The sequence below is a fragment of the Mumia sp. zg.B17 genome (assembly GCF_019550915.1).
Classification (GTDB): domain Bacteria; phylum Actinomycetota; class Actinomycetes; order Propionibacteriales; family Nocardioidaceae; genus Mumia.
On sequence record NZ_JAHWCI010000009.1, the window covers coordinates 47,470 to 69,334 of the forward strand.

A 21,865-nucleotide genomic window follows, 5' to 3' on the forward strand; every position below is an offset into this window, starting at 1 on the left:
CCCGCCGTGGCGGGCCGTCGATCCTGACGGCCCGCCCTTCGGCGTCCGCCGTGGGGTGTCGGCGCCGATGAGTTCGGCGTCCCGAGCCGGTCGGTGCTGCGACCGTCCGAGAAGGGAACCCCGTGGACCTCCAGACCCGCATCACCGAAGCCGTCCGTCCTCACGTCGAACGCGAGGACCCGCCCGGGCTCGCGTGGCTGGTCGCCCGCGGCGAGGAGGTCGCGCTCGGTGCACACGGGTCGTACGGACCGGACGACCCGACCCCCGTCCGTACCGACACCATCTTTCGGATCTCCTCGGTCACCAAGCCCGTCGTGGCGGTGGCCGCGCTCACGCTGATCGACGACGGCACCCTCGACCTCGACGCCCCCGTCGAGCGCTGGCTCCCGGAGCTGGCCGACCGCCAGGTGCTGCGCGACCCGGCCGGGCCGCTCGATGACACCGTGCCCGCGCGGCGCTCGATCACGGTTCGCGACGTGCTCGAGCTGCGGCTCGGGATCGGTCTCGACTTCACCGGACCGTTCCCTGGGCCTGTCCTGTCCGCGCTGGGAACACTCGGGCTCCAGTCCGGACCGCCCGCCCCGCAGGCGAACCCCGATCCGGACACGTGGATGCGGGCCGTCGGCTCCGTCCCGCTGTCGTACCAGCCGGGCGAGCGGTGGCTCTACCACTCGGGGAGCGAGGTGCTGGGGGTTCTCGTCGCGCGCGCCGCGAGGGCGCCGTTGCCCGACGTCCTCGGCGCCCGGGTCCTCGAGCCGTGCGGGATGACGCGCACCGGCTTCGACGTCGGTCCCGGGGAGATCGGGACGCTGGGGCCGCTCTGGCTCCCGTCCCAAGCAGGTGCGCCGGCGGTGCCGTACGACGGGAGCGACGGTCAGTGGTCGCGACCGCCGGCCTTCCCCAACGCCGGTGACGGGCTGGTCTCGACCGTGACGGACCTGTACGCGCTTGCGCGGATGCTCCGCGCCGGCGGAGTGGCCGACGACGGGAGCCGCGTGGTGTCCACCGAGGTGCTGACCGAGGCGGTCCGCCCGCGCGTCGGCAGGATCGAAGCCGACGACACCTCGGGGTGGGGGCTCGGCTTCGGGGTGAAGACGACCGACCTCCCCGACGGCCGCCGCGCGGGGGCGTACGGCTGGGACGGCGGGCTGGGGTCGACGTTCTGGGTCGACCCTGCCGCCGACGTCGTGGGCATCCTGCTCGTCAACCAGATGTGGTCCTCGCCTGAGCCGACCGCGGTGTTCGAGGACTTCTGGAGGGCGGCGTGGCACGCCCGGTGATCCTCAGCGGTCGCGGCGCCGGTCCACGACTCGACGCATCTTGCCCACCGAGCGCTCGATCGTGTCGGGAGCCACGACCCTCATCTCGACGCTCACGCCGATGGTGTCCTTCACCTGAGAACGGACGCGTTCACCGGCACCGTGCGCCGCGTCGCTCGCCACCCCGTGGCGGTGCTCGACGACGACTGTCATCACATCCATGCGCCCGTCGCGTCCAAGGACGCACTGGAAGTGCGGCGACAGCTCGGCCGTCCGAAGGAGAAGCTCCTCGATCTGCGTCGGGAAGACGTTCACCCCGCGGAGGATGATCATGTCGTCGCTGCGCCCCGTGATCTTCTCGATCCGCCGCATGGTCCGAGCCGTCCCCGGGAGGAGCCGCGTCAGGTCACGGGTGCGGTAGCGCAGGACCGGCATCGCCTCTCGGGTCAGGGAGGTCAGCACGAGCTCTCCCTCCTCGCCGTCGGGAAGGACCTCGTCGGTGAACGGGTCGACGATCTCGGGATAGAAGTGGTCCTCCCACACGTGGAGCCCGTCCTGGGTCTCGGCACACTCCATCGCCACCCCGGGACCGATCACCTCGGACAGCCCGTAGATGTCGACGGCCGTCAGGCCGAGGATCTCCTCGAGCTCGCGGCGCATCTCGTCGGTCCACGGCTCGGCACCGAAGATGCCGACCTCCAAAGACGTCGCCCGGGGATCGACGCCCTGACGGACCATCTCGTCCACGATCGCGAGCATGTACGAGGGAGTCACCATGATGATCGTGGGCCGGAAGTCTTCGATCAGGCGGACCTGCCGCTCGGTCATCCCGCCGGAGACGGGGACGACGGTGCAACCGAGCCTCTCCGCCCCCGCGTGCGCGCCGAGCCCGCCGGTGAACAACCCGTAGCCGTACGCGTTGTGGAGGACGTTGCCGGTCCGCCCACCCGCGGCGTAGATGCTGCGTGCGACGACCGTGGCCCACACGTCGAGGTCACCGCGCGTGTAGCCCACGACGGTCGGTCGGCCCGTCGTCCCCGAGGAGGCGTGGATGCGGACGACATCCTCGCGGGGCACGGCGAACATCCCGAACGGGTAGTTGTCGCGCAGGTCGGCCTTCGTCGTGAACGGGACCCGGGCGAGGTCGTCCAGCGTGCGGATGTCGTCGGGATGAACGGCGGCCTCGGTGAGAGACGCGTGGTAGTGCGGCACGTGGTCGTAGCAGCGACGGATCGAGGTCTTCAGCCGCTCGAGCTGGAGGGCACGGAGCTCGTCGACGGACGCGGTCTCGATCGCCTCGAGGCCGCCACCTCGCGAGGTCGGAGTCATGTCGACAGCACAGCAGAGAGCTGAGGGGATGCCTACCCCTGTGGCCAAACCCGTTCGACCGTGAGCAGCGACGACACTACGGTCCTCCTATGTCTTGCCGCATCTCGCACACGAGCATCGACGCCCACGACGCCTACGCCCAGTCCGAGTGGTGGAAGCAGGTGCTGACCGGCTACACCGACGTGCCGGGCGATCCCAACGAGCCGGGCCACGACGAGTGCATGATCGTGCCGCCCAGCGACGGCAGCGCGGGAGCCGGACCGCTGCTCTTCATCGAGGTCCCCGAGGGCAAGGAAGTCAAGAACCGCATCCACCTGGACCTCCGACCGACCGACCGCACGCGCGACGAGGAGATCGAGCGCGTGCTGGCGCTCGGCGCGACCGCGCTCGACGACCTGCGCAAGCCCGACGGTGGAGGGTGGCTGGTCCTCGCCGACCCGGAGGGCAACGAGTTCTGCATCCTGCGCAGCGACGCCGAGATCGCGGCCGTGAACAGCTGACCTGAGGGCCGGGTCAGGCGCGCGCGGGCCACTCCGCGGTCGCTTGGAGCACGGCCTCCTCGAGCGCGTCCGTACGCCACTGCGTGACCTTCTGGTAGTCCTCGTCGGCGACCATGCGGCTGAACGCCTCGCGCGAGGGATAGCGCACGAGCGCGACCGCGTCCCAGGCCTGCCCGTCCTCGGCGACCAGGGGAGTCGCCCCGTCGCCGGCGTACAGGACCTCACCGCCGTAGCGGGGGAGGAACGTCTCCTCGAGCGCCGCGGCGTACCTGGCGTACAGCTCGCGCCCACCCTCCCGGAAGCGCAGGAGGTTGAGCATGGTCACCGGACCCCCGGGGTCGTCGGCGAGGTAGCGCTTGAGGTCGGCACCGCGGGGATCGACAGCCATGCGCGCATCGTGGCACAGCCGCACCTGCCCGCGGGCTCAGCGTGGCGCGCGGAACCCCGCGGCCTGCGCGTCGGCCGCTGTGGCGAAGCACGCCTCGGGGACGGTGACCCCGTACGAGCGGCTGCCTGGCTCGTGGAAGATGCGTGCGCCGCCGCCGTCGGGGACGTTGCCCTTGATCGGCGCCTTCGCCGGGCACGACTTCCCCGTCGGCGCCACGCTCGGCCCCTTGGCCGCCGGTGGTGCGGCGCTCGTCGGGGCGCCCGCGTCTCCAGCGGTGCCTCCGGCGAACTTCGCGGCGTACGCCCACGTCGACGTCGGCAGCGGCTTCAGGTCGGCGGGCGTGCCGTCGACGCGTGTGCAGCCGTCGAGGATGCGGCTGATCGCGTCCTTCATCGGTTGCGTGACCCGCATCTCGTAGGCGGCGGCGACCCGGGTGAAACGCACGACGTAGGTGCAGCGGTAGGCCTTGTTGGGAGGGAGCCACGCGTCGGGGCCGGAGTCGGACTTGCTGGAGTTCGTCGGACCGTCGACCGCCATCAGGTTGATCGGGTCGTTGGCGAAGGTCACGCGCTTGCCCACCGGCCACTGCTGCGCACCGAGCTGCCAGCCGAGCGAGAGCGGCACGACGTGGTCGATCTGCACGGCGCTCGCGTCTTCTTTGCGGAACGTGATGGTGGTGCCGGTGTAGGGGTCCGCCAGGCGTCCACCGACGACGACGCACTTGTTGCGCTTGCTCACGTCCTGGAGGTCGCGGCTCAGGATGTTGTCGCGGGTGCCGCACCCGCTCCGGGTGACGTCGGCCCAGGCCTGACCGAAGCGTCCGACGCGGTCGTAGCCCGTCTTCGGAGCGCGACCGGCGACCTGGAGGCGGCCGAGCATCGCCCGCGCCTTGGTGACCTGGTCGGCAACCTGCTCCGCCGGCTTCCCGGCAGGGGGAGCCGCCGTGGTCGTCACCGCCTGGGCCGCCTGCTCGGTGCCGGTCTCCACCTCCACAGGGCCGCAGGCGGGAAGGACGAGGAGGGCCGCTGCAGCGGCCAGGAGGCGTCGCGCCGTACGTGAGGTCACAGAGGTGTTCTACACGTCGGCCCCGACCTCGGGCGAGGCGGTCACCCCGGCGCTAACGTCGACCTCATGGACAGTGACTGGCAGGACCCGGCCGCGATCTCGCTGATGCTCGACGAGCTCAAGACGTGGGCCGTGGTCGGGCTCTCCGGCGACCCCTCCCGTACCGCCTTCCAGGTGGCGAAGGTCATGCAGACGCGTGGCAAGCGCATCGTCCCCATCCACCCCGACGCACCCACGGTGCTGGGCGAGCAGGGCTACGCGACGCTGTCCGACGTGCCGTTCCCGATCGACGTCGTGGACGTCTTCCGGCGCTCGGAGGCAGCAGGGCCCTTCGCGGACCAGGCGGTGGCCATCGGGGCGCGGGCGGTGTGGTTCCAGCTGGGTGTGATCGACGTGGCCGCGTTCGAGCGGACCCGGGCCGCGGGTCTCGCGATGGTGATGGACACCTGCCCGTTGATCGAGTGGGGAAGGCGGTCGGCGTGACCCCAGGGGTGGGCGGCCCTCTCGTCGTACCCCCGGGTCCCGGCATCCCCGGGGGGCTCGTGGTGCCCGAGCGCGAGATCGAGGAGCGGTTCTCGCGGTCGCCCGGGCCTGGCGGACAGTCGGTCAACACGACCGACAGCCGCGTCGAGGTCGTGTTCGACGCCGCGACGTCGGAGGTGCTGTCACCGCAGCAGCGCGACCGCCTGGTGTCGGTGATCGGGTCGAGCCGCATCAGCGTGACCGCGTCGGAGCACCGCTCGCAGCTGCGCAACCGCGTCGCCGCACGCGAACGCCTCGCCGAACGCCTGCGTACGGCCCTGGCGCCACCTCCGCGCCCGCGCGTCGCGACGAAGCCGACCCGCGGGTCGAAGCGCCGCCGGATCGAGGCCAAACGCCGCCGTGCACAGACGAAGTCGAACCGCGGGCGGGTCAGCGACGCCGACTGACGCTCGGTGCCGCGGGGACGTCCCGCGGAGCACGAGCCGCGCTGGCCGAAACCACCCGGCGATACCATCCGAGCATGACCGACGAGCAGCCCGAGAACCCTGGCCAGGACCGCTGGACCGACGAGGCGAAGGACGAGTTCGTCCGCGCCGCCGAAGCCCTCAGCTCCGCCCTGCGCACCCATGCCGTCGCGGTCGCCGCGGCGGGATCCGATGCCGACGTCCCCACCATCACCGCCGCCAAGGAGGCGCTCGCCGCGGCGCTCGAGGCGTACGACGAGGCGCAGTACGACTACAGCGGGACGTTCCCGCCCTTCGCGATCATCGAGGAGGACGGTGACGAGGAGGCCACGCACGACCACGACCACGACGGCAGCCCGCTCACCGGGCAGCGGGTGACGGGCGTGACGGTGCTCCAGCGCATGGACTACCGCATCACCGACCCGCAGGCGGTCGTCGCTGCCGGCAGCGTGGCGCAGAAGGCCTCGCCCGACGAGATCGACGGCCCGGTGACGGACCTCGGCGAGGCCCTCTATGCACTCGCGCACAGCAACGGCCTCGGCGGCTGGAGCGCGCTCGGCGAGACGGCCGGCATCGTGCCCGTCGCCCAGGTGACGCTCGCCGTCGCCAACGAGGGCCTCCTGCCGACCGACCCCGACGAGTGGCCCGAGGACTCGCTGTCGGTCGAGGAAGGCGAGCTGATCTTCCAGGAGGGCACGACCTGGGTCGAGTGACCCGGCAGATCACGTGTGCTGCGTGCCTGACGCTGTGCCGAGGAGCGGCGCCAGGGCACCGCGGAGATCGTCGATCTTCTGGTAGCGCAGGGCAGTCATCCCGACCTCGTGGGCTGCGGTGACGTTGGCGGTGGTGTCGTCGATGAACAAGCAGCGGTGGACCGGGGTGCCCACCCGTTCGGCGGCCAGGAAGTAGACGCGGGGGTCAGGCTTGATGTGGCCGACGCGAGAGGTGTTCACCACGGTGTCGGCGAGGTCGTCGAGCCCTTGCTGGACAAGGTCCCGCTCCAGCCGGGTGGTCGCGTTGGATACCAGGGCGACGGTCGCGACCGAGCGTGCCTGGCGGAGGAGGGACGCAACCTCGTGGTCGACGACGGGAACCAGGCCGGACCAGTCGTCGACCACGGCATGGGCGCGTTCGGTCGATCCGCAGATCTCCGCGAGGTCTGCGGTCACGAGTGAGCGCCAGTGCTCGTCGGTGATCGCTCCGGTGATCGCAGGGTGCAGGCGTGACGGGGCGAAGGCCACCTTCGCGAGTGTGCCCGCGGGAAGCCCGTGACTGGTGTCGATGTCGTCGGCAGCAGGCCAGTGTCGAAGCACGCCGTCGATGTCGCAGAGCACCGCGTCGTACGGGCGAACAGTCATGTGAGGACTCCTGGTGGTGGTTGCGGGCTGTCGTCGGCCTTGAAAGTTAAGGACATTAGCCGTACGGTGAAGAGCATGAGCCAATTACCGTCTGAGACCCTTCATCACCTTGCCCTCCCCGAGGGTCGGATCACCTACACCGACTCCGGACACGGGCCGCTCGTCGTCCTCGTCCCCGGCATGGGTGACGTCAGAGCGACGTACGCGCTCCTCGCGCCCGTCCTGATCGAGGCCGGCTACCGCGTCGTCGTCACCGACCTGCGCGGCCACGGCGACTCCGACACCGGCTTCCGCTCGTACGGCGACGCGGTCACCGCCTCCGACCTCGTCGCGCTCGTCGAGCACCTCGCGGCCGGCCCCGCGGCCCTGGTCGGCAGCTCGATGAGCGGGTCGGCCGCCCTCAACGCCGCGGCCGACCGGCCTGACCTGGTCAACGGTGTGGTCACTCTCGCCGGCTTCTACCGCGAGGCGGCGTCCCCGGCGGTGGCCGCCCTGCTGCGCCTCGTCTATCGCGCCGTCTTCGCGTGGCCGTGGGGCGGCGCCTTCTGGACGTGGTACGTCCGGTCGGCCCTGAGCAAGGGCCGCCCGACGCCGGGTCTCGACGAGCGGCTCACGACGCTCCGCGCGACGTACCGGGACCGTGCGCGGCTGCGCTCGCTGCGTCGCCTCGCGGTCGCTCTCGACCACCGTCAGGCGGAGCGGCGCCTCTCCGACGTCCACACTTCCGTGCTCGCCGTTTTCGGCTCCGCCGACCCCGACTTCTCCGACGCCGCGGCCGAGCTCGCGTACGCCCGCGAGACGGTCGACGCCGACGGAGTCGTGCTCGAAGAGGTCGGTCACTATCCGCAGCTGCAGGCCGCCGACGAGGTCCTCGCGGTCCTGCTGCCGTTCCTCGCCTCCACCACCAGCGGCACCGATGCCTAGGGCCGGCCTCAACCGCGACCGGGTCGTCGCCATCGCGCTCGACGTGGTCGACGCCGGCGGCCGTACGGGGTTCGCCGACCTCACCCTCGCGTCCGTCGCGTCGGCCGCGGGCGTCTCGACGCCCAGCCTCTACAAGCACGTCGCGTCTCTCGCCGACCTGCGTCGGGAGGTAGGGGTGCACGCGGTGGGCGACCTCGTACGCCTCACGAGCCAGGCGACCGTCGGCCGCTCCGGGCCCGAGGCGATCCGGTCGCTCGGTCACGCCATGCGCGACTACGCCCGCGAGCACCCCGGCCGGTACGCCGCGGTGCAGGTCCCCGCGGACCCTGACGACCCGGCGGACGCCGCGCTCGCCCGCGCGGGCGGGGAGGCGGTGGCGATCCTCGCGGCCGTCGTCCGCGGCGCCGGCGTCGCGGACGACCACCTCGTCGACGCCGTGCGCATCCTCCGGTCCGCCGTGCACGGATTCGTGAGCCTGGAGCTCGACCGGGGCTTCCGTCTCCCCGCCGACCTCGACGCGAGCTTCGACGCGCTGCTCGACGTGGTCGTCACCGGACTCTCCACCCTGGGCACGACCCCCTAGCGGCACGCTGTTCCTATCATATACGTTTCAACTCATGGCGACCGCGGTGATCACGGGCAGCAGCAAAGGGATCGGCTTCGGCCTGGCTCGGGAGCTGCGGTCACGCGGCTACGACGTCGTGGTCACCGGCCGACGGGAAGACTCGGTCACCGAGGCGGTGAAGCGGCTCGAGGAGGCCGATGCCCCCGGTCGGGTGCTCGGCATCGGGTGCGACGTCTCGGACCCGGCCGCCGTCCAGGCCCTGTGGGACGCAGCGGCCGCCCAGCTCGACACCATCGACCTCTGGATCAACAACGCCGGCGTCGCGCGTACGGTCCACCCGGTCGTCGACCTGCGCCCCGACTGGATCGTCGAGATGGTCACCTCCAACATGGTCGGCACGATCCTCGGCAGCCGTGTCGCCGTACGCGGCATGACCGCCCAGGGGCACGGCCAGCTCGTCAACATCCTCGGTGGCGGGTCGGACGGCAAGATCCGGCCCGGCATGACCGTGTACGGCTCGACCAAGCGCGGCCTGCGGGCGTTCACCGATGCTCTGGTGCGCGAGACCGCGGGCGGCCCCGTCCGCATCGCGTCGGTCAGCCCGGGAGTCGTCGTCACCGACGGCATGATCCGAGAGGCCCGCGAGCTGGGGCCGGAGGGCTTTGCCAGGGTGCGCAAGGCGATGAACATCCTCGCCGACCCGGTGGACGACGCCGCGCCGGCGATCGTCGACATGATCCTGTCAAACCCCAAGCACGGTGCGACGCTCAAGCGCGTCGGCAGCCTCGAGCTCGGCATGCGCTTCGCCAAGGGCGGCAAGGGCCGTGACGTCTTCGCCGGCGCAGGACTCTAGGAGCGGAGCACAGTCCGCTCCAGGAACGCGTTGCGGAAGCACCGGTCGGGATCCCGGCGGTCGGCCAGGGCCTGGAAGTCAGGAAGGCGCGGATAGAGCTCGGCGATCCGGTCCGCGCCGAGGCTGAACCACTTGCCCCAGTGCGGGCGCGCCCCGAACGGCGCCAGCGCCTCCTCGATCTCCGGCAGGAGCCGCCGCACGGCGTCGGGCTCGCGGACGAGGGTGAAGTGGATCGCGACGGTGTCGCGGCCGTACGCCGGGCTCAGCCACAGGTCGTCTCCGGGAACCGTGCGGATCTCGCTCACCTGCAGGAGCGGGTCGATCCGCGGGCCGAGCGCACGCAGCGCCTCGAAGGCCGCCGTGGCGCGGTCGCGCGGCAGGAGGTACTCGCTCTGGATCTCCGCACCGACGCTCGGTGTAAACCCCGCACGGAAGTGCGGGAGCCGCTCGAACCACGGCCCGCCCACTCCCAGCTGCGCCGTGGCGTGGATCGCGTCGATGCCGAGGATCGGGTGCTGCACGACGGTCGCCGGCACCCCCCACCGGACGGTCGGCTCGGTCGGCCGACGGCTCTTCATCCAGACCTGGTCGACCACGTCGCCTCCCCACCGGGTGAAGAGGCTCACACTGTCGGCCGACGAGGAGACCGCGTCGAAGTCCGTGAGGACCGTCTCCCACGGCACCGCGTTGCGCACGTCCTGACGGACGTCGTACGTCGGCTCGACGCGCAACGTCACCCGGGTGACGATCCCCAGGGCTCCGAGGCTCACGACCGCGCCGCGGAGGTCCGGGTCGGCCTCGGTCGTCCACGCCAGGTCGCCGTCGGGTCCGACCGTCTCCAGGGCGGTGACCGCACCGGCGAGCGTCGGGGCGGCGTCCCCCGACCCGTGCGTCGCTGTGGCGACGGCACCCGCGACGGAGATGTGCGGCAACGACGCCATGGCGCCGAGCGCCCAGCCGGCACGGTGCAGCACCGGCGCGATCTCGGCATACGAGGCCGCGGCACCGACCGTGGCCGTGCCGGCGTCGGCGTCCACGACCACCGTGCGCGGGATCGCGTCGAGACTCACCAGCAGCCCGGCCGAGTCCGCGAGGTCGTGGAAGGAGTGACGGCTGCCCAGCGCACGCACGCGTGGAGAGTCCGCCACAACCCTGCGGAGCTCGTCCACGCTCGACGGACGGCGCAGGGCGGCTGCCGCGTACGTGTGGGTCTCGGCCCAGTTGCGACCCGGGGTCGTCACGAGTCCACCGTCCCACGGCCGAGGCTCGGGTGGCAGGTCCCGGACGCACGAGATCCCGGCCAGGAGACCTGACCGGGATCGTGTCGTGTGCGCGAGGGGGGACTTGAACCCCCACGTCCTTGCGGACACTGGCACCTGAAGCCAGCGCGTCTGCCATTCCGCCACTCGCGCGAGTGCTTGGTGAGTCTAACAGCCGTCGCCGAGGCCCGATCTGCGGGTGGCGGTCCACCGTGGGGCGTGTGACGGCGACACCCGCTCATGTCGGCCCGATACGATCAAGTGGACGTGCGGGGGTCATCTCCGCGAGAGTACGCGTGTCCGCTCGACGACGGCACCAGACGACAGGAGGAGGTCGCGGCGATGGGAGTGCTCCAGCGCTTCGAGCAGCGGCTCGAGGATGCCGTCTCCGGCGCCTTCGCGCGGGTGTTCCAGAGTGCGGTCCAACCGGTCGAGATCGCGGCTGCTCTGCAACGTGAGCTCGACAACGGTGCTCAGATCCTCTCGCGCGACCGGGTCCTGGTCCCCAACGACTTCACCGTCGAGCTCTCGCAGATCGACTACGAGCGGCTCGCCCCGTACGGCGGCACGCTCTCGGGCGAGCTCTCCGAGCTCGTGCACGAGCACGTAGCCGAGCAGCACTACACGCTCGCGGGGCCGCTCAAGCTCGAGTTCGTCCACCAGCCCGACCTGACGACCGGCCGCTTCCGGATCCGCTCGCGCGCCTCCGCCGCCGTGACCCCCGCCGCGGGTGTCCGCATGACCGACACCGCCGTCGCCAAGGCACCGGTGGTCCTCGAGGTCAACGGCGTGCGCCACCCCGTCGAGCCGCCCGGTGTCGTGATCGGCCGCGGCACCGACGCGCAGCTGCGCATCAACGACCCCGGCGTCTCCCGCAAGCACGCTCAGTTCCGCGTCTTCCTCGAGGGCAGCAGCGTCCGCGTCGCGATCGAGGACCTCGGGTCGACCAACGGCATCGTGGTCGACGGGCGACGCGTCACCCACGCCGTCCTCACCGACGGCTCACGGGTTCAGCTGGGCAACACGCTGGTCGTGGTCCGCAACCCGCACGCGCGCCCCGGACCCCCGGTCGGGCCGACCGGCCCGGTGGCCCCACCCGGCCCCGCGCCGGCCGCACCCGGATCTCCGCCGCCGTACGCCGGGCCCTCGCAGCCGCCGCCGCAGGCCGGGCCACAAGGCGGTCGCTGGTGACCGAGCTGACCCTGACCCTCATCAAGCTCGGATTCCTCGCGGTGCTGTGGCTCTTCGTACTCTCCGCGGTCTCAGTGATCCGCTCCGACATCTTCGGTGCCAAGGTCGACACGACGCGCGCGCCGCAGCCCCAGCCGCCGCGGCAAAAGAAGTCCAAGCAGCCCCGCGCACCCAAGGGCCGCAAGCCCAAGCGCGGGATGCCGTCGACGCTCGTGGTCACCGACGGGCCCAACGCCGGCCAGCTGGTGCCGGTCACGGGCGCGGACATCCTGCTGGGCCGCGGCACCGACGCCGCCATCAGGCTCGACGACGACTACGTCTCGACCCGCCACGTGCGCTTCTCGACCAACGGCGAGCAGTGGTACGTCGAGGACCTCGGCTCGACCAACGGCACCTACCTCGGCAGCCAACGTGTGACGTCCCCCGTCCCGGTCGACCTCGGCATGCCCGTGCGCCTGGGCAAAACCGTGGTCGAGCTCCGGAAGTAGGACGCCCCTTGCCCGCTCACCAGACACGCCTCGGCTACACCTACGTCGCCCTCTCGGACGTCGGACGCAGGCGGAACTCCAACCAGGACTCCGGTTACGCCAGCCCGCACCTGCTCGTGATCGCCGACGGCATGGGAGGCGCGGCCGCGGGAGACCTCGCCTCCTCCGAGGTCATGCACGTCGTACGCCGCCTCGACCGGCCGCCGAACGGCGACGTCATCGAGGCGCTCGCCGGCGCCGTGCACCGTGCCAACGACCGTCTCGCCGAGGTGATCGAGGACGACCCGAGCGTCGAGGGGATGGGGACGACCCTCACCGCTCTGCTGTGGAACGGCACGACGTTCGGCCTTGCCCACATCGGCGACTCCCGCGCCTACCTGATGCGCGACGGCCACCTTCACCAGATCACCAAGGACCACACGCTCGTCCAGAGCCTGGTCGACGAGGGCCGTCTGACCCCCGAGGGGGCGCGGTCCCACCCCAACCGCTCCCTGATCCTCCGCGTCCTGCTCGGTCGCGACGACGCCGAGCCCGACCTGACCCTGATCGAGCCGCGGCTGGGCGACCGCTACCTGCTGTGCAGCGACGGGCTGTCCGACATGGTCGACGACGACTCCATCGCCGACGTCCTGGCCAACGCCCCCACGGTGGACTCGGCGGCCGTGGAGCTGGTCCAGCGGGCGCTGGCCGGCGGTGGCGCCGACAACGTCACCGTCATCCTGGGCGAGATCATCGACCTTGATGCCCCGCCCGACCCGACCCTCGCCTCCGCCGACGGGCAGCCGATGCTCGTCGGAGCCGCCTCCGAGCAGGCGCGACCGGGCTCCGGACCGACCACCGCGACCAACCTCGACGCCGTGCCGGCGATCGACGACGACGCGGGCGGCGCCGGTGCCGCGCGCGCCAACGGCGACGGCACGGCCGACCCCGAGGCGCTCCGGTACGCTCCTCGGCCGCCCCAGCGCTACGTGTGGCTGCGGCGACTGGTCGTGATCGCGGTCGTCGTCGGCCTCCTCGCCCTCGCCGCCAAGCTGACCTACGACTGGACCCAGCGCCAGTACTACGTCGGCACCTCCGACGGCAACGTGGCCATCTTCCGCGGCATCCAGGCCGACCTGCCGCTCCTCGAGCTCGACAGCGTCGAGGAGGTCACCGACGTCACGCTGGCGTCGCTGCCGACGTTCCGCGCGAACCAGGTCGAGAAGGGCATCACGTCGACCTCGCTGGCCGACGCCCGCGACACCATCGACCAGCTCCGTGACATCGCGGCCCGCTGCGCCGACCCCGCCCAGGCCAACGCGCCCGGTGCGGAGTGCGGGGGCGTCGAGTGAGCACCCCAGCGACCAGCCCCGCCGTCGTCCACCGCAAGCGCCGAGGCGCCGAGGCGCTCCTCGTGGCGCTCGCTCTCGTGATCGTCATCTTCGCCTTCTGCGCCGTCGGGCTCGGCGCCCGCGGCAAGGTCCCCGGCTTCGTCGCCGGCCTCGCCGTCCTCCTCGTGGTGATCGCCGTGGCGACGCACCTCGTCGTCCGGTTCGTGGCGCCGTACGCCGACCCGGTGCTGGTGCCGCTGGTCGTCGCCCTCAACGGGCTGGGCGTCGCCATGATCTACCGGCTCGACCTGGCACGCCTCGACCGCCTCGGCGACGAGGCCAAGCAGTTCGCCGGACGCCAGGTGATGTGGACCGCGATCGGCCTGGCCCTGTTCGTGGCCGTCCTGCTCATCGTGCGTGACCACCGCAAGCTCCAGGCCTACACCTACACGTTCGGGCTCACCGCGCTCGTGCTGCTGATCCTCCCGCTGCTGCCCGTCATCGGGACGCAGATCAACGGCGCCCGCATCTGGATCCGGGTCGGCGGCCTGAGTCTCCAGCCGGGCGAGTTCGCCAAGATCTGCCTGGCGATCTTCTTCGCCGGCTACCTCGTCGTGAAGCGCGACGCCCTCGCGCTGGCAGGCCGGCGGTTCATGGGCATCGACTTCCCCCGCGGCCGCGACCTCGGCCCCATCCTCGCCGCGTGGCTCGTGAGCCTCGGCGTCCTCATCTTCCAGCGCGACCTCGGTTCTTCGCTGCTGTTCTTCGGCCTCTTCGTCGTCATGCTCTACGTCGCCACCGAGCGGCCGGGGTGGCTCGTGGTGGGCACCCTTCTGTTCGTCGGGGGCGCGACCTTCGCCGCGACGACCTTCAGCCACGTCCAGAGCCGTGTCGACGCCTGGCTCAGCCCCTTCCCGGTGACCGAGGGCACGTTCCAGCTGACCCAGGGCCTGTTCGGCATGGCGTGGGGTGGCCTCCTCGGACGCGGGCTCGGTGAGGGCAACCCCTTCCTCACCCCGTTCGCCTACTCCGACTTCATCTTCGCCTCCTTCGCCGAGGAGCTCGGGCTCGCCGGCGCGATGGCGATCCTGCTGATGTACGGCCTGATCGTGGAGCGAGGGCTGCGGATCGCGCTGCTGTGCCGGGACGCGTTCGGCAAGCTTCTCGCGACAGGTCTCGCCGTGTCCTTCGCGCTCCAGGTGTTCGTCGTCGTCGGCGGCGTCACCCGCATCATCCCGCTCACCGGCCTCACCACCCCGTTCATGTCGTACGGCGGGTCCTCGATCCTCGCCAACTGGGCGATCGTCGCGCTGCTGCTGCGGATCAGCGACCAGAGCCGGCGTCCGCCCCCGGAGGCGGCGCCGCTGGAGATGGACGACTCGACCCAGGTGGTGAAGCTGTGAACCGGCCGATCCGCGTGATGTCGATCGTGTGCCTGATGCTCTTCGTCGCGCTGCTCCTCGGGGTCAACTACATCCAGTTCGTCGACGCCGACACGCTCAACGCCAAGAACGGCAACCGACGTGTCATCGACGAGCAGTTCGCCCGTGAGCGCGGCCCGATCCTCGTCGGCGACCGACCGATCGCCGAGAGCGTCCCGGTCGACGACGTCTGGAAGTTCCAGCGCCGCTACCCCGAGGGCAAGCTCTACAGCGACATCACCGGCTACTTCAGCTACACCTACGGGCGCAGCGGCCTCGAGCAGTCCCAGAACTCGATCCTCTCCGGCAGCGACAACCGGCTCTTCGTCAACCGTGTCGTCGACCTGATCGGATCCAACCAGCCTCGTGGTGGCAGCGTGTCGGTGACGATCAACCGCAAGGCCCAGCGAGCCGCCGCCGAGGGCCTCGACGGTCTCCCCGGTGACGCCAAGGGCGCTGCGGTCGCGATCGACCCGAGCACCGGCGCCGTCCTGGCGATGACCGGCACCCCGACCTACAACCCCAACGTGCTCGCGAGCCACGACCTCGACGCCGTCACCAAGGCATGGGACCGGCTCAACGCCGACGAGGACCAGCCGATGCTCAACCGCTCGACCCAGCAGACGCTGCCGCCGGGGTCGACGTTCAAGATCGTCACCGCTGCCGCCGCCATGGAGAACCTCGACCTCACCCCCTCCAGCAAGGTCAAGGGCGGGAGCGCCCTGTCCGCACCCGGCTTCGGGTCATACCAGCTGGTCAACCAGGGCGGGGGCAACTGCGGCGGCAAGAACATCACCCTGACCCAGGCGCTCGAGGTCTCCTGCAACGTCACCTTCGGCGACCTCTCGATGAAGGTCGGTCAGGCCGCCATGCAGGCGCAGGCCGATGCCTTCGGGTTCGGGACCCGGCCGATCGAGCAGGTCGCCAGCAACCCCAGCCAGTTCACCGGCGACCCCGACGCCGAGCTCGACCCGCCCCAGCTCGCGCAGAGCGGCATCGGGCAGTTCGAGGTGTCGGCGACCCCGCTGCAGATGGCGATGGCGACCGGCGCGATCGCCAACGGCGGAGCGCTCATGAAGCCTTACCTCGTGTCGACGGTGCGCTCGCCCGACCTCAAGACGATCGAGACCGCCAAGCCGGAGAAGATCCGCGACGCGATCTCGGGCGGCACCGCGGCCGGGCTGAGCCAGATGATGGTCGACGTCGTCGACAACGGCACCGGCTCGTCGGCCGCGATCTCGGGGGTCGAGGTCGGCGGCAAGACCGGCACCGCGCAGTCCACGTCGGACCGTCCGCCCTACGCCTGGTTCGTCTCGTTCGCCCCCGCCGACGACCCCAAGGTCGCGGTCGCGGTGGTGGTCGAGTCCTCCAGCACCGGACGCGACGACATCTCGGGCGGCCGGCTGGCAGGACCCATCGCCAGATCGGTCATGGAGGCGGTGATCGGTCGATGACACGCCCTCTGCACGGGATTCTCACCGCCCGACCGGTATTTTTGAGCAGTTGCCTTGAAGGAAGCAGGAAACGATGACCGAAACGCCCACCGGCCCGGGTCGGGGCTACGCAGGGCCTCCGGGTGCGTACGGCCGCCTCGGCGACCGCTACGAGATCGGCGGCGTGCTGGGCAGTGGAGGCATGGCCGAGGTCCGCATCGGACGCGACCTGCGGCTCGGCCGCACCGTGGCGATCAAACGCCTCCGCATCGACCTGGCCAGCGACCCCACGTTCCTCGCCCGCTTCCGGCGCGAGGCGCAGTCCGCAGCCGCTCTCAACCACCCCTCGATCGTCGCGGTCTACGACACCGGCGAGGCGACCGGGCCTGACGGGCACACGGTGCCGTTCATCGTCATGGAGTACGTCGAGGGCAAGACGCTGCGCGACCTCCTGCGCGAGATGGAGCGCGAGGGTCGCAAGATCCTCCCCGAGCGCACGCTCGAGATCACCGCCGACATCCTCGCCGCGCTCGACTACAGCCACCGTGCGGGCATCATCCACCGTGACATCAAGCCGGCCAACGTGATGCTCACGCCGTCCGGCCAGGTCAAGGTCATGGACTTCGGCATCGCCCGCGCGATCGCCGACACCTCCTCGGCGATGACGCAGACGGCCGCCGTGGTGGGCACCGCCCAGTACCTCTCGCCGGAGCAGGCGCGCGGCGAGACCGTCGACGCCCGCAGCGACATCTACTCGACCGGCTGCCTCCTCTACGAGCTGCTCACCGGGCGGCCCCCGTTCCAGGGCGACAGCCCGCTCTCGGTCGCGCTCCAGCACGTGCGCGAGGAGGCTCCGCCGCCGTCGACGTTCAACCCCGAGGTCACGCCGGTGGTCGACCGCGTCGTCGCGAAGGCCCTGGCCAAGCGCACCGACGAGCGCTACCAGAGTGCCGCCGAGATGCGCGCCGACATCGAGCGTGTCCTCGCGGGTCAGCCCACCGCTGCCTCTGCGGCCCCGACGGCCCAGTACGCAGCTGTCCCGGCCGCCCCAGCGACCGAGGCGCTGCCGCCGGCCAACCTCCCCCCGGCCGCCGGCGACGAGGAGGACGGCAAGAGCAGGCGATGGGTCTGGATCCTGTCCGCGATCGCCGCGCTGCTGGTCGTCGGGCTGGCAGCATGGGGCATTCCCGAGCTCATGGGCAAGGACGACACCACAGAGACCCCCAAGGTCGCGATGCCTGACGTCGTCGGCATGGGCCAGGCCGCCGCCGAGCGCAAACTGACCGGACCCGAGTTCGGCTTCACGGTGGGCGAGATCAAAAAGACTGCGAGCGCCGACGTCGACGCCGGCAAGGTCATCTCGACCGACCCCGCCCCGGGAATCGACACGCCGAAGGGCGACAAGACGACCGTCACCATGGTCGTCTCGACCGGGCCGGAGCGGGTGGAGGTCCCCTACCTCGTCGGCCTCAAGCTCAAGGCCGCCAGAGAGCAGCTGAAGGCGGCGGGTCTGACGTACGAGGTGGTGGTCCAGGAGAGTGACGCGCCCAAGAACGAGGTTCTCAAGACCGACCCGGTCCCCGGGGAACCGGTCGATCCCGGCACGTCGGTCACGTTGACCGTCTCCGCCGGCAAGTCGAAGGTCCCGGACGTGGTCGGCAAGATGCGTGACGAGGCCGAGGCGATCCTCGAGGACGCCGGCTTCAAGGTCCGGGTCTTCGAGCAGCCGTCGTCGGACCAGCCGGCAGGAACCGTCACCGAGCAGATCCCCGGCGCCGATGCCGAGGCCGACCCCGGCGCACAGATCATCCTGACGGTGTCGAGCGGTCCTGAGACGACCGACCCGACCGACCCGGGTGTGTCACCCGTTCCCGAGGCTCCGACCATCCCTGACGGAGAGGGCTGACCGACCAGCGCGAACTGGCGTGGGACCAGTCTGAGCAGAGCCCCGGCATCGTCGTGATGCCGGGGCTCTGTGCTGTCCAAAAACTGTGGACAACGTCTCATCCTGCTGTCCGCCGTACGCCCGATGACCGCCCGGCGCCCGGACAGCCCGTCCTTTTCCAGATAGTTTCGACCTGCTTTTCCCCCTCCCGAACGCGGCAAGGGCCCCGAACTCCTCAGAGTTCGGGGCCCTTGGCCGTCCACAGGGTTATCCCCAGTGTGGAGAACTACACCGTTGTAAGTACGGGGTGGTCGTCATTCCCGCCGCGTCATTCCCGCGTTGTCATTCCCACTTCATCGCGAACCCGAAGGCCGCGACGATGAAGCCCATCCCGATCACGAGGTTCCAGCTCTGCAGATCCTTCATGACGGGGATGTCGTTGCCGGCGGTGTAGAACGCGACGATCCACACCAGCCCGATCACGGCGCACGCGATCATCAAGGGAGCGGCCCAGCGGTTGCCCAGCTTGACCGGCTTCACGGGCTTGCGGCGCACCTCCGAGGCCTCCGCCGCAGCCTCACGCTTCGCGGGGTTGCCCGAACGTGCTGGGGACTTGTTGGACTCGGCTTCAGACACTCAGCACACCTCGACAGGACGGGCACGCCCCCGGCAGGGGACGGCATCGGCAATTGGTTGTGTCGGCTAGCGTAGTCGGCGCACCTCGGGGTCGAGAAGGAGAGCACCCGTGACGGTCCAGGACGACGACGCGCAGACGCCGCGACGACGGCGTGATCCATGGCGGATCGCGGTCCCTGTGACGACCGCGCTCGCCGGGGCGCTCTTCGTGACCAGCGCCATCAGCTCCGAGGGTGGTGACCTCCGCAAGGAGGGCACGGATCTCCCGGCCCTCGTCGAGCAGCGCCGCGAGAGCGTCGCCGCGCAGCAGCAGGTCGTCGACGACCTGAGCACGCAGATCGAGACCCTCGCCGAGGACGTCGAGAACCGCGAGGTGACGACCGCTCGGCAGGAGGTGAAGGCCCTGCGTGGCCCTGCCGGCTTCACGGAGGTGAGCGGCCCCGGCCTCCGGGTCTCCTTGGAGGACGCGCCGCGTGAGGTCGACGAGCCAGGGCTCGACCCGAACCTCCTCGTCGTGCACCAGCAGGACATCCAGGCGTTCGTCAACGCCTTGTGGGAGGGCGGGGCGAGCGCCGTCACGCTGCAGGGCCAGCGCCTCATCTCCACCACGGGCATCAAGTGCGTCGGCAACACCGTCATCCTCAACGGCGTCCCCTACTCACCGCCATACGTCATCGAGGCCGTCGGCGACGTCGGCGACCTGTACTCAGGGCTCGACCTCTCGGGCGCGGTGGAGGTCTACCGCGACTACGCCGACCGCTACCAGCTCGGTCTGTCGATCACCACCAAGGCCGAGATCGTCGCGCCCGCCTACGCCGGCACCGTCGACCTCCAGCACGCCACGCCCGTCGGTTAGCCCAGCTGCAGGGTGCGCCACGCCGTGACGACGACGATCGCCGCCCAGACCGCGCCGAAGGCGGCGTACTGGACGAGCGTCCGTCGAGCGCGGGGGGCGTATGCGAACGCCGCACCGAGGAGCAGACCGGTCACGAAACCGCCGAGGTGACCCTGCCAGCTGATGTTGGGCACCGCGAACGTGATCACCACGTTGATCCCGACGAGCACGAGCAGTCCACGGACGTCCTGGCCCTGCTTGTACATGATCACCAGCGCCATCCCGAACAGCGCGAAGATCGCTCCGGACGCGCCCAGTGTCGGCTGGTTGGGCGGGCTCAGCACGTAGACGAACACCGAGGCTGCCACGGCTGACGTGAGGTACGCGATGAGATAGCGCACCGTGCCGAGATAGCGCTCCAGGACGGGTCCGAACAGATACAACGCGTACATGTTGAACGCGATGTGCAGGATTCCTGCGTGCAGGAACGCCGAGGTCAGGAGCCGCCAGTAGGCACCGTCGTCGACTCCGCGCAGCGTCTCGATCGAGCCGTCGGAGAGCTGGTAGACGGCCGAGTCGCCGAGCATGACGCCCCAGGACCACAACGGGCTGTCACCCAGGCCACCGGTCGCCACCATCGCGACGTAGGCGAGGACGTTGATCCCGATCAGGGTCAGAGAGACCGTGCCCGGCTTGCCGGGGACCAGGCCACCGCCGGCCGTGCGCGCCTGACGCACCTGTGCCTGCCCCTCCCGCACGCAGCTGGGGCACTGGTAGCCGACCGAGGCGGGGCGCATGCAGTCCGGACAGATCGGCCGCCCGCAGCGCTGGCAGGCGATGTAGGTCTCGCGGTCGGGGTGCAGGTAGCACCGGGGCGGCACCTCGTGAGGTGCCGCCCCCGCGTCGTACGGGGATTCAGACATCGCGGTCTCGCCCCGGTGGAGGCGCTCAGCCCTCGCTGACGACGACCGACTCGATCACGACCGGCTCGACGGGACGGTCCATGCGACCGGTCTTCGTCGTGCCGATGGCGTCGACGACCGCCTTGCTCTCCTCGTCGGCGACCTCGCCGAAGATGGTGTGGCGACGGTTGAGGTGCGGGGTCGGCCCCGTGGTGATGAAGAACTGCGAGCCGTTGGTGCCCGGCCCGGCGTTGGCCATCGCCAACAGATAGGGACGGTCGAACTGGAGCTCGGGGTGGAACTCGTCCTCGAACTGGTAGCCCGGTCCGCCCGTGCCGGTGCCGAGGGGGTCACCGCCCTGGATCATGAAGCCGTCGATCACACGGTGGAAGGTCGTCCCGTCGTAGAACGGGTCGTTGCGCTCAGCGCCCGTCTCGGGGTCCCGCCACGTCTTCGTGCCGGTCGCGAGACCGACGAAGTTGTCCACGGTCTTGGGAGCGTGGTGGGGGAAGAGCCGGATGGTGATGTCACCACGGTTGGTCTTCAGCGTCACGGTCGACTGGTCAGCCACGATTGCCTCTCGTTCGGTGTTCGTGCACTGCCCATCCTCCCATGCGCCTCCCAACGCTCAGCCATCAGCGAGGTCACCGCGACCTCGGTACCGTGGTGCGCAAACAGACCGCTTTCCATGGAAGGCAGACAATGTTGCTGCGCAAGAAGAAGTCCAAGGGCGAGGTGCTCACCGAGAAGGTCGGCGATCTCTGGGAGAGTGCCTCCCAAACGGTCTCCGGCAAGGCGGACTCCCTCGCCAGCACCGTCGGGCCGAAGTTCGACGACGCTCGCCAGGCGGCGGCGCCCGTGGTCGCGAAGAAGGTCGCCGACACGCAGGATCGTGCTCGGGATGCCGCGGAGCTGTCCAAGCGCCAGGCCAGGAAGGCGAGGAAGCGCGCTGCGGAGCTCGCTGCGCTCGGAGCGGCGGCCGCTGCGGCCAAGGCCAAGTCTCAGGCCGACGCTGATGCCGACGCCGAGGCCGAGGCGGCGAAGCCCAAGAAGAAGCACCGCATCCGCAGGTTCGTCTTCGTCGCCGCCGTCGGCGGGGCGATCGCGTTCGCGGTCAAGAAGCTGACCTCGGCGCCGTCGGGTGGCAGCTACACACCGCCGCCCCCGCCGCCGGAGCCGATCCGTCCGAACCACCAGACGGCGACTCCGCCCAGCCCGTCGGCGGCCCAGCCGCCCGAGGGACTGGACGACGACGCCCTCGGCTACCCGGGCGCCGGTCCGGGTGCCGGTCAGGGACCGACGTCCGACAAGATCTGA

Annotated in this window: 24 protein-coding genes and 1 tRNA gene; 16 read left to right on the top strand and 9 right to left on the bottom strand. The window is 70.8% G+C overall.

Annotated elements, in window-relative coordinates; translation table 11 throughout:
- Positions 1–122 precede the first annotated feature (122 nt).
- A complete protein-coding gene (locus KV097_RS17195; protein WP_220366604.1) occupies positions 123–1,280 on the top strand; it encodes a serine hydrolase in 1,158 nt (385 codons plus the stop codon).
- A gap of 3 nt (positions 1,281–1,283) precedes the next feature.
- Here the strand turns inward: KV097_RS17195 and paaK are convergent, their stop codons facing one another.
- Positions 1,284–2,588, bottom strand: coding sequence for a phenylacetate--CoA ligase PaaK (gene paaK / locus KV097_RS17200; RefSeq protein WP_220366605.1), 1,305 nt, complete (start codon positions 2,586–2,588; stop codon positions 1,284–1,286).
- 89 nt (positions 2,589–2,677) lie between these two features.
- Here paaK and KV097_RS17205 point away from each other — a divergent pair, with 89 nt between their 5' ends.
- Complete coding sequence (locus KV097_RS17205) at positions 2,678–3,088, top strand: VOC family protein (protein WP_220342809.1); 411 nt, start codon at positions 2,678–2,680, stop codon at positions 3,086–3,088.
- 13 nt (positions 3,089–3,101) lie between these two features.
- On the opposite strand, the gene KV097_RS17210 is transcribed toward KV097_RS17205, so the two are convergent.
- Both KV097_RS17210 and KV097_RS17215 read right to left on the bottom strand, forming a co-directional pair.
- Positions 3,102–3,476, bottom strand: coding sequence for a DUF1330 domain-containing protein (locus tag KV097_RS17210; RefSeq protein ID WP_220345711.1), 375 nt, complete (start codon positions 3,474–3,476; stop codon positions 3,102–3,104).
- Between the two features lie 36 nt (positions 3,477–3,512).
- Positions 3,513–4,541, bottom strand: coding sequence for an HNH endonuclease family protein (locus KV097_RS17215; protein WP_220366606.1), 1,029 nt, complete (start codon positions 4,539–4,541; stop codon positions 3,513–3,515).
- 66 nt (positions 4,542–4,607) lie between these two features.
- Here KV097_RS17215 and KV097_RS17220 point away from each other — a divergent pair, with 66 nt between their 5' ends.
- From KV097_RS17220 to KV097_RS17230, 3 genes are all read left to right on the top strand, one after another.
- Positions 4,608–5,024, top strand: coding sequence for a CoA-binding protein (locus KV097_RS17220; RefSeq protein WP_220345710.1), 417 nt, complete (start codon positions 4,608–4,610; stop codon positions 5,022–5,024).
- On the top strand, positions 5,021–5,470 hold the full coding sequence (gene arfB, locus KV097_RS17225) for an alternative ribosome rescue aminoacyl-tRNA hydrolase ArfB (protein ID WP_301021662.1): 450 nt from the start codon (positions 5,021–5,023) through the stop codon (positions 5,468–5,470). Before KV097_RS17220 ends, arfB begins: the two co-directional genes overlap by 4 nt.
- A gap of 74 nt (positions 5,471–5,544) precedes the next feature.
- Positions 5,545–6,201: a hypothetical protein gene (locus KV097_RS17230; RefSeq protein WP_220342799.1), complete on the top strand. Its 657-nt coding sequence runs from the start codon at positions 5,545–5,547 to the stop codon at positions 6,199–6,201.
- A 9-nt stretch (positions 6,202–6,210) separates the two neighbouring features.
- Here the strand turns inward: KV097_RS17230 and KV097_RS17235 are convergent, their stop codons facing one another.
- A complete protein-coding gene (locus KV097_RS17235) occupies positions 6,211–6,846 on the bottom strand; it encodes an HAD-IA family hydrolase (RefSeq protein WP_220366607.1) in 636 nt (211 codons plus the stop codon).
- A gap of 75 nt (positions 6,847–6,921) precedes the next feature.
- Here KV097_RS17235 and KV097_RS17240 point away from each other — a divergent pair, with 75 nt between their 5' ends.
- From KV097_RS17240 to KV097_RS17250, 3 genes are read left to right on the top strand one after another with little or no spacing between them, the layout of a single operon-like run.
- Positions 6,922–7,770, top strand: coding sequence for an alpha/beta fold hydrolase (locus KV097_RS17240; protein ID WP_220366608.1), 849 nt, complete (start codon positions 6,922–6,924; stop codon positions 7,768–7,770).
- A complete protein-coding gene (locus tag KV097_RS17245) occupies positions 7,763–8,353 on the top strand; it encodes a TetR/AcrR family transcriptional regulator (RefSeq protein ID WP_220366609.1) in 591 nt (196 codons plus the stop codon). Before KV097_RS17240 ends, KV097_RS17245 begins: the two co-directional genes overlap by 8 nt.
- 34 nt (positions 8,354–8,387) lie before the next feature.
- On the top strand, positions 8,388–9,188 hold the full coding sequence (locus KV097_RS17250) for an SDR family oxidoreductase (protein WP_220342794.1): 801 nt from the start codon (positions 8,388–8,390) through the stop codon (positions 9,186–9,188).
- Here the strand turns inward: KV097_RS17250 and KV097_RS17255 are convergent.
- Together KV097_RS17255 and KV097_RS17260 are read right to left on the bottom strand one after the other, a co-directional pair.
- Positions 9,185–10,429 (bottom strand): D-arabinono-1,4-lactone oxidase, encoded by a 1,245-nt coding sequence (locus KV097_RS17255; RefSeq protein ID WP_220345705.1) that lies wholly within the window; start codon positions 10,427–10,429, stop codon positions 9,185–9,187. The genes KV097_RS17250 and KV097_RS17255 overlap by 4 nt on opposite strands.
- Before the next feature lie 88 nt (positions 10,430–10,517).
- A tRNA-Leu gene (locus tag KV097_RS17260) sits at positions 10,518–10,600 on the bottom strand.
- A gap of 189 nt (positions 10,601–10,789) precedes the next feature.
- Between KV097_RS17260 and KV097_RS17265 the strand changes: the two genes are divergently transcribed.
- The 6 genes from KV097_RS17265 to pknB all read left to right on the top strand — a co-directional run bounded on the left by KV097_RS17265 (position 10,790) and on the right by pknB (position 18,196).
- Positions 10,790–11,638 (top strand): DUF3662 and FHA domain-containing protein, encoded by an 849-nt coding sequence (locus KV097_RS17265; protein ID WP_220342792.1) that lies wholly within the window; start codon positions 10,790–10,792, stop codon positions 11,636–11,638.
- Positions 11,635–12,126, top strand: a complete 492-nt coding sequence (locus KV097_RS17270; protein ID WP_220366610.1) for an FHA domain-containing protein — start codon at positions 11,635–11,637, stop codon at positions 12,124–12,126. Before KV097_RS17265 ends, KV097_RS17270 begins: the two co-directional genes overlap by 4 nt.
- A gap of 8 nt (positions 12,127–12,134) precedes the next feature.
- Positions 12,135–13,457: a PP2C family serine/threonine-protein phosphatase gene (locus KV097_RS17275; protein WP_220345704.1), complete on the top strand. Its 1,323-nt coding sequence runs from the start codon at positions 12,135–12,137 to the stop codon at positions 13,455–13,457.
- The gene (locus KV097_RS17280) at positions 13,454–14,839 is read left to right on the top strand and encodes an FtsW/RodA/SpoVE family cell cycle protein (protein WP_220345703.1); all 1,386 of its coding nucleotides are present in this window, start codon (positions 13,454–13,456) and stop codon (positions 14,837–14,839) included. Before KV097_RS17275 ends, KV097_RS17280 begins: the two co-directional genes overlap by 4 nt.
- Complete coding sequence (locus KV097_RS17285; protein WP_220345702.1) at positions 14,836–16,311, top strand: penicillin-binding protein 2; 1,476 nt, start codon at positions 14,836–14,838, stop codon at positions 16,309–16,311. The genes KV097_RS17280 and KV097_RS17285 overlap by 4 nt, the downstream gene beginning before the upstream one ends.
- 73 nt (positions 16,312–16,384) lie before the next feature.
- Positions 16,385–18,196, top strand: coding sequence for a Stk1 family PASTA domain-containing Ser/Thr kinase (pknB, locus tag KV097_RS17290; RefSeq protein ID WP_220345701.1), 1,812 nt, complete (start codon positions 16,385–16,387; stop codon positions 18,194–18,196).
- A gap of 321 nt (positions 18,197–18,517) precedes the next feature.
- On the opposite strand, the gene KV097_RS17295 is transcribed toward pknB, so the two are convergent.
- Positions 18,518–18,811: a cell division protein CrgA gene (locus KV097_RS17295; protein ID WP_220345700.1), complete on the bottom strand. Its 294-nt coding sequence runs from the start codon at positions 18,809–18,811 to the stop codon at positions 18,518–18,520.
- Positions 18,812–18,920: 109 nt separating this feature from the next.
- Here KV097_RS17295 and KV097_RS19835 point away from each other — a divergent pair, with 109 nt between their 5' ends.
- A complete protein-coding gene (locus KV097_RS19835; RefSeq protein ID WP_301022936.1) occupies positions 18,921–19,667 on the top strand; it encodes a DUF881 domain-containing protein in 747 nt (248 codons plus the stop codon).
- Here KV097_RS19835 and KV097_RS17305 read toward each other — a convergent pair.
- Complete coding sequence (locus KV097_RS17305; RefSeq protein ID WP_220345699.1) at positions 19,664–20,569, bottom strand: rhomboid family intramembrane serine protease; 906 nt, start codon at positions 20,567–20,569, stop codon at positions 19,664–19,666. The genes KV097_RS19835 and KV097_RS17305 overlap by 4 nt on opposite strands.
- A gap of 25 nt (positions 20,570–20,594) precedes the next feature.
- Positions 20,595–21,119 (bottom strand): peptidylprolyl isomerase, encoded by a 525-nt coding sequence (locus KV097_RS17310; protein WP_220345698.1) that lies wholly within the window; start codon positions 21,117–21,119, stop codon positions 20,595–20,597.
- A 131-nt stretch (positions 21,120–21,250) separates the two neighbouring features.
- On the opposite strand from KV097_RS17310, the gene KV097_RS17315 reads away from it, so the two are divergent.
- Positions 21,251–21,865, top strand: coding sequence for a hypothetical protein (locus KV097_RS17315; RefSeq protein WP_220345697.1), 615 nt, complete (start codon positions 21,251–21,253; stop codon positions 21,863–21,865).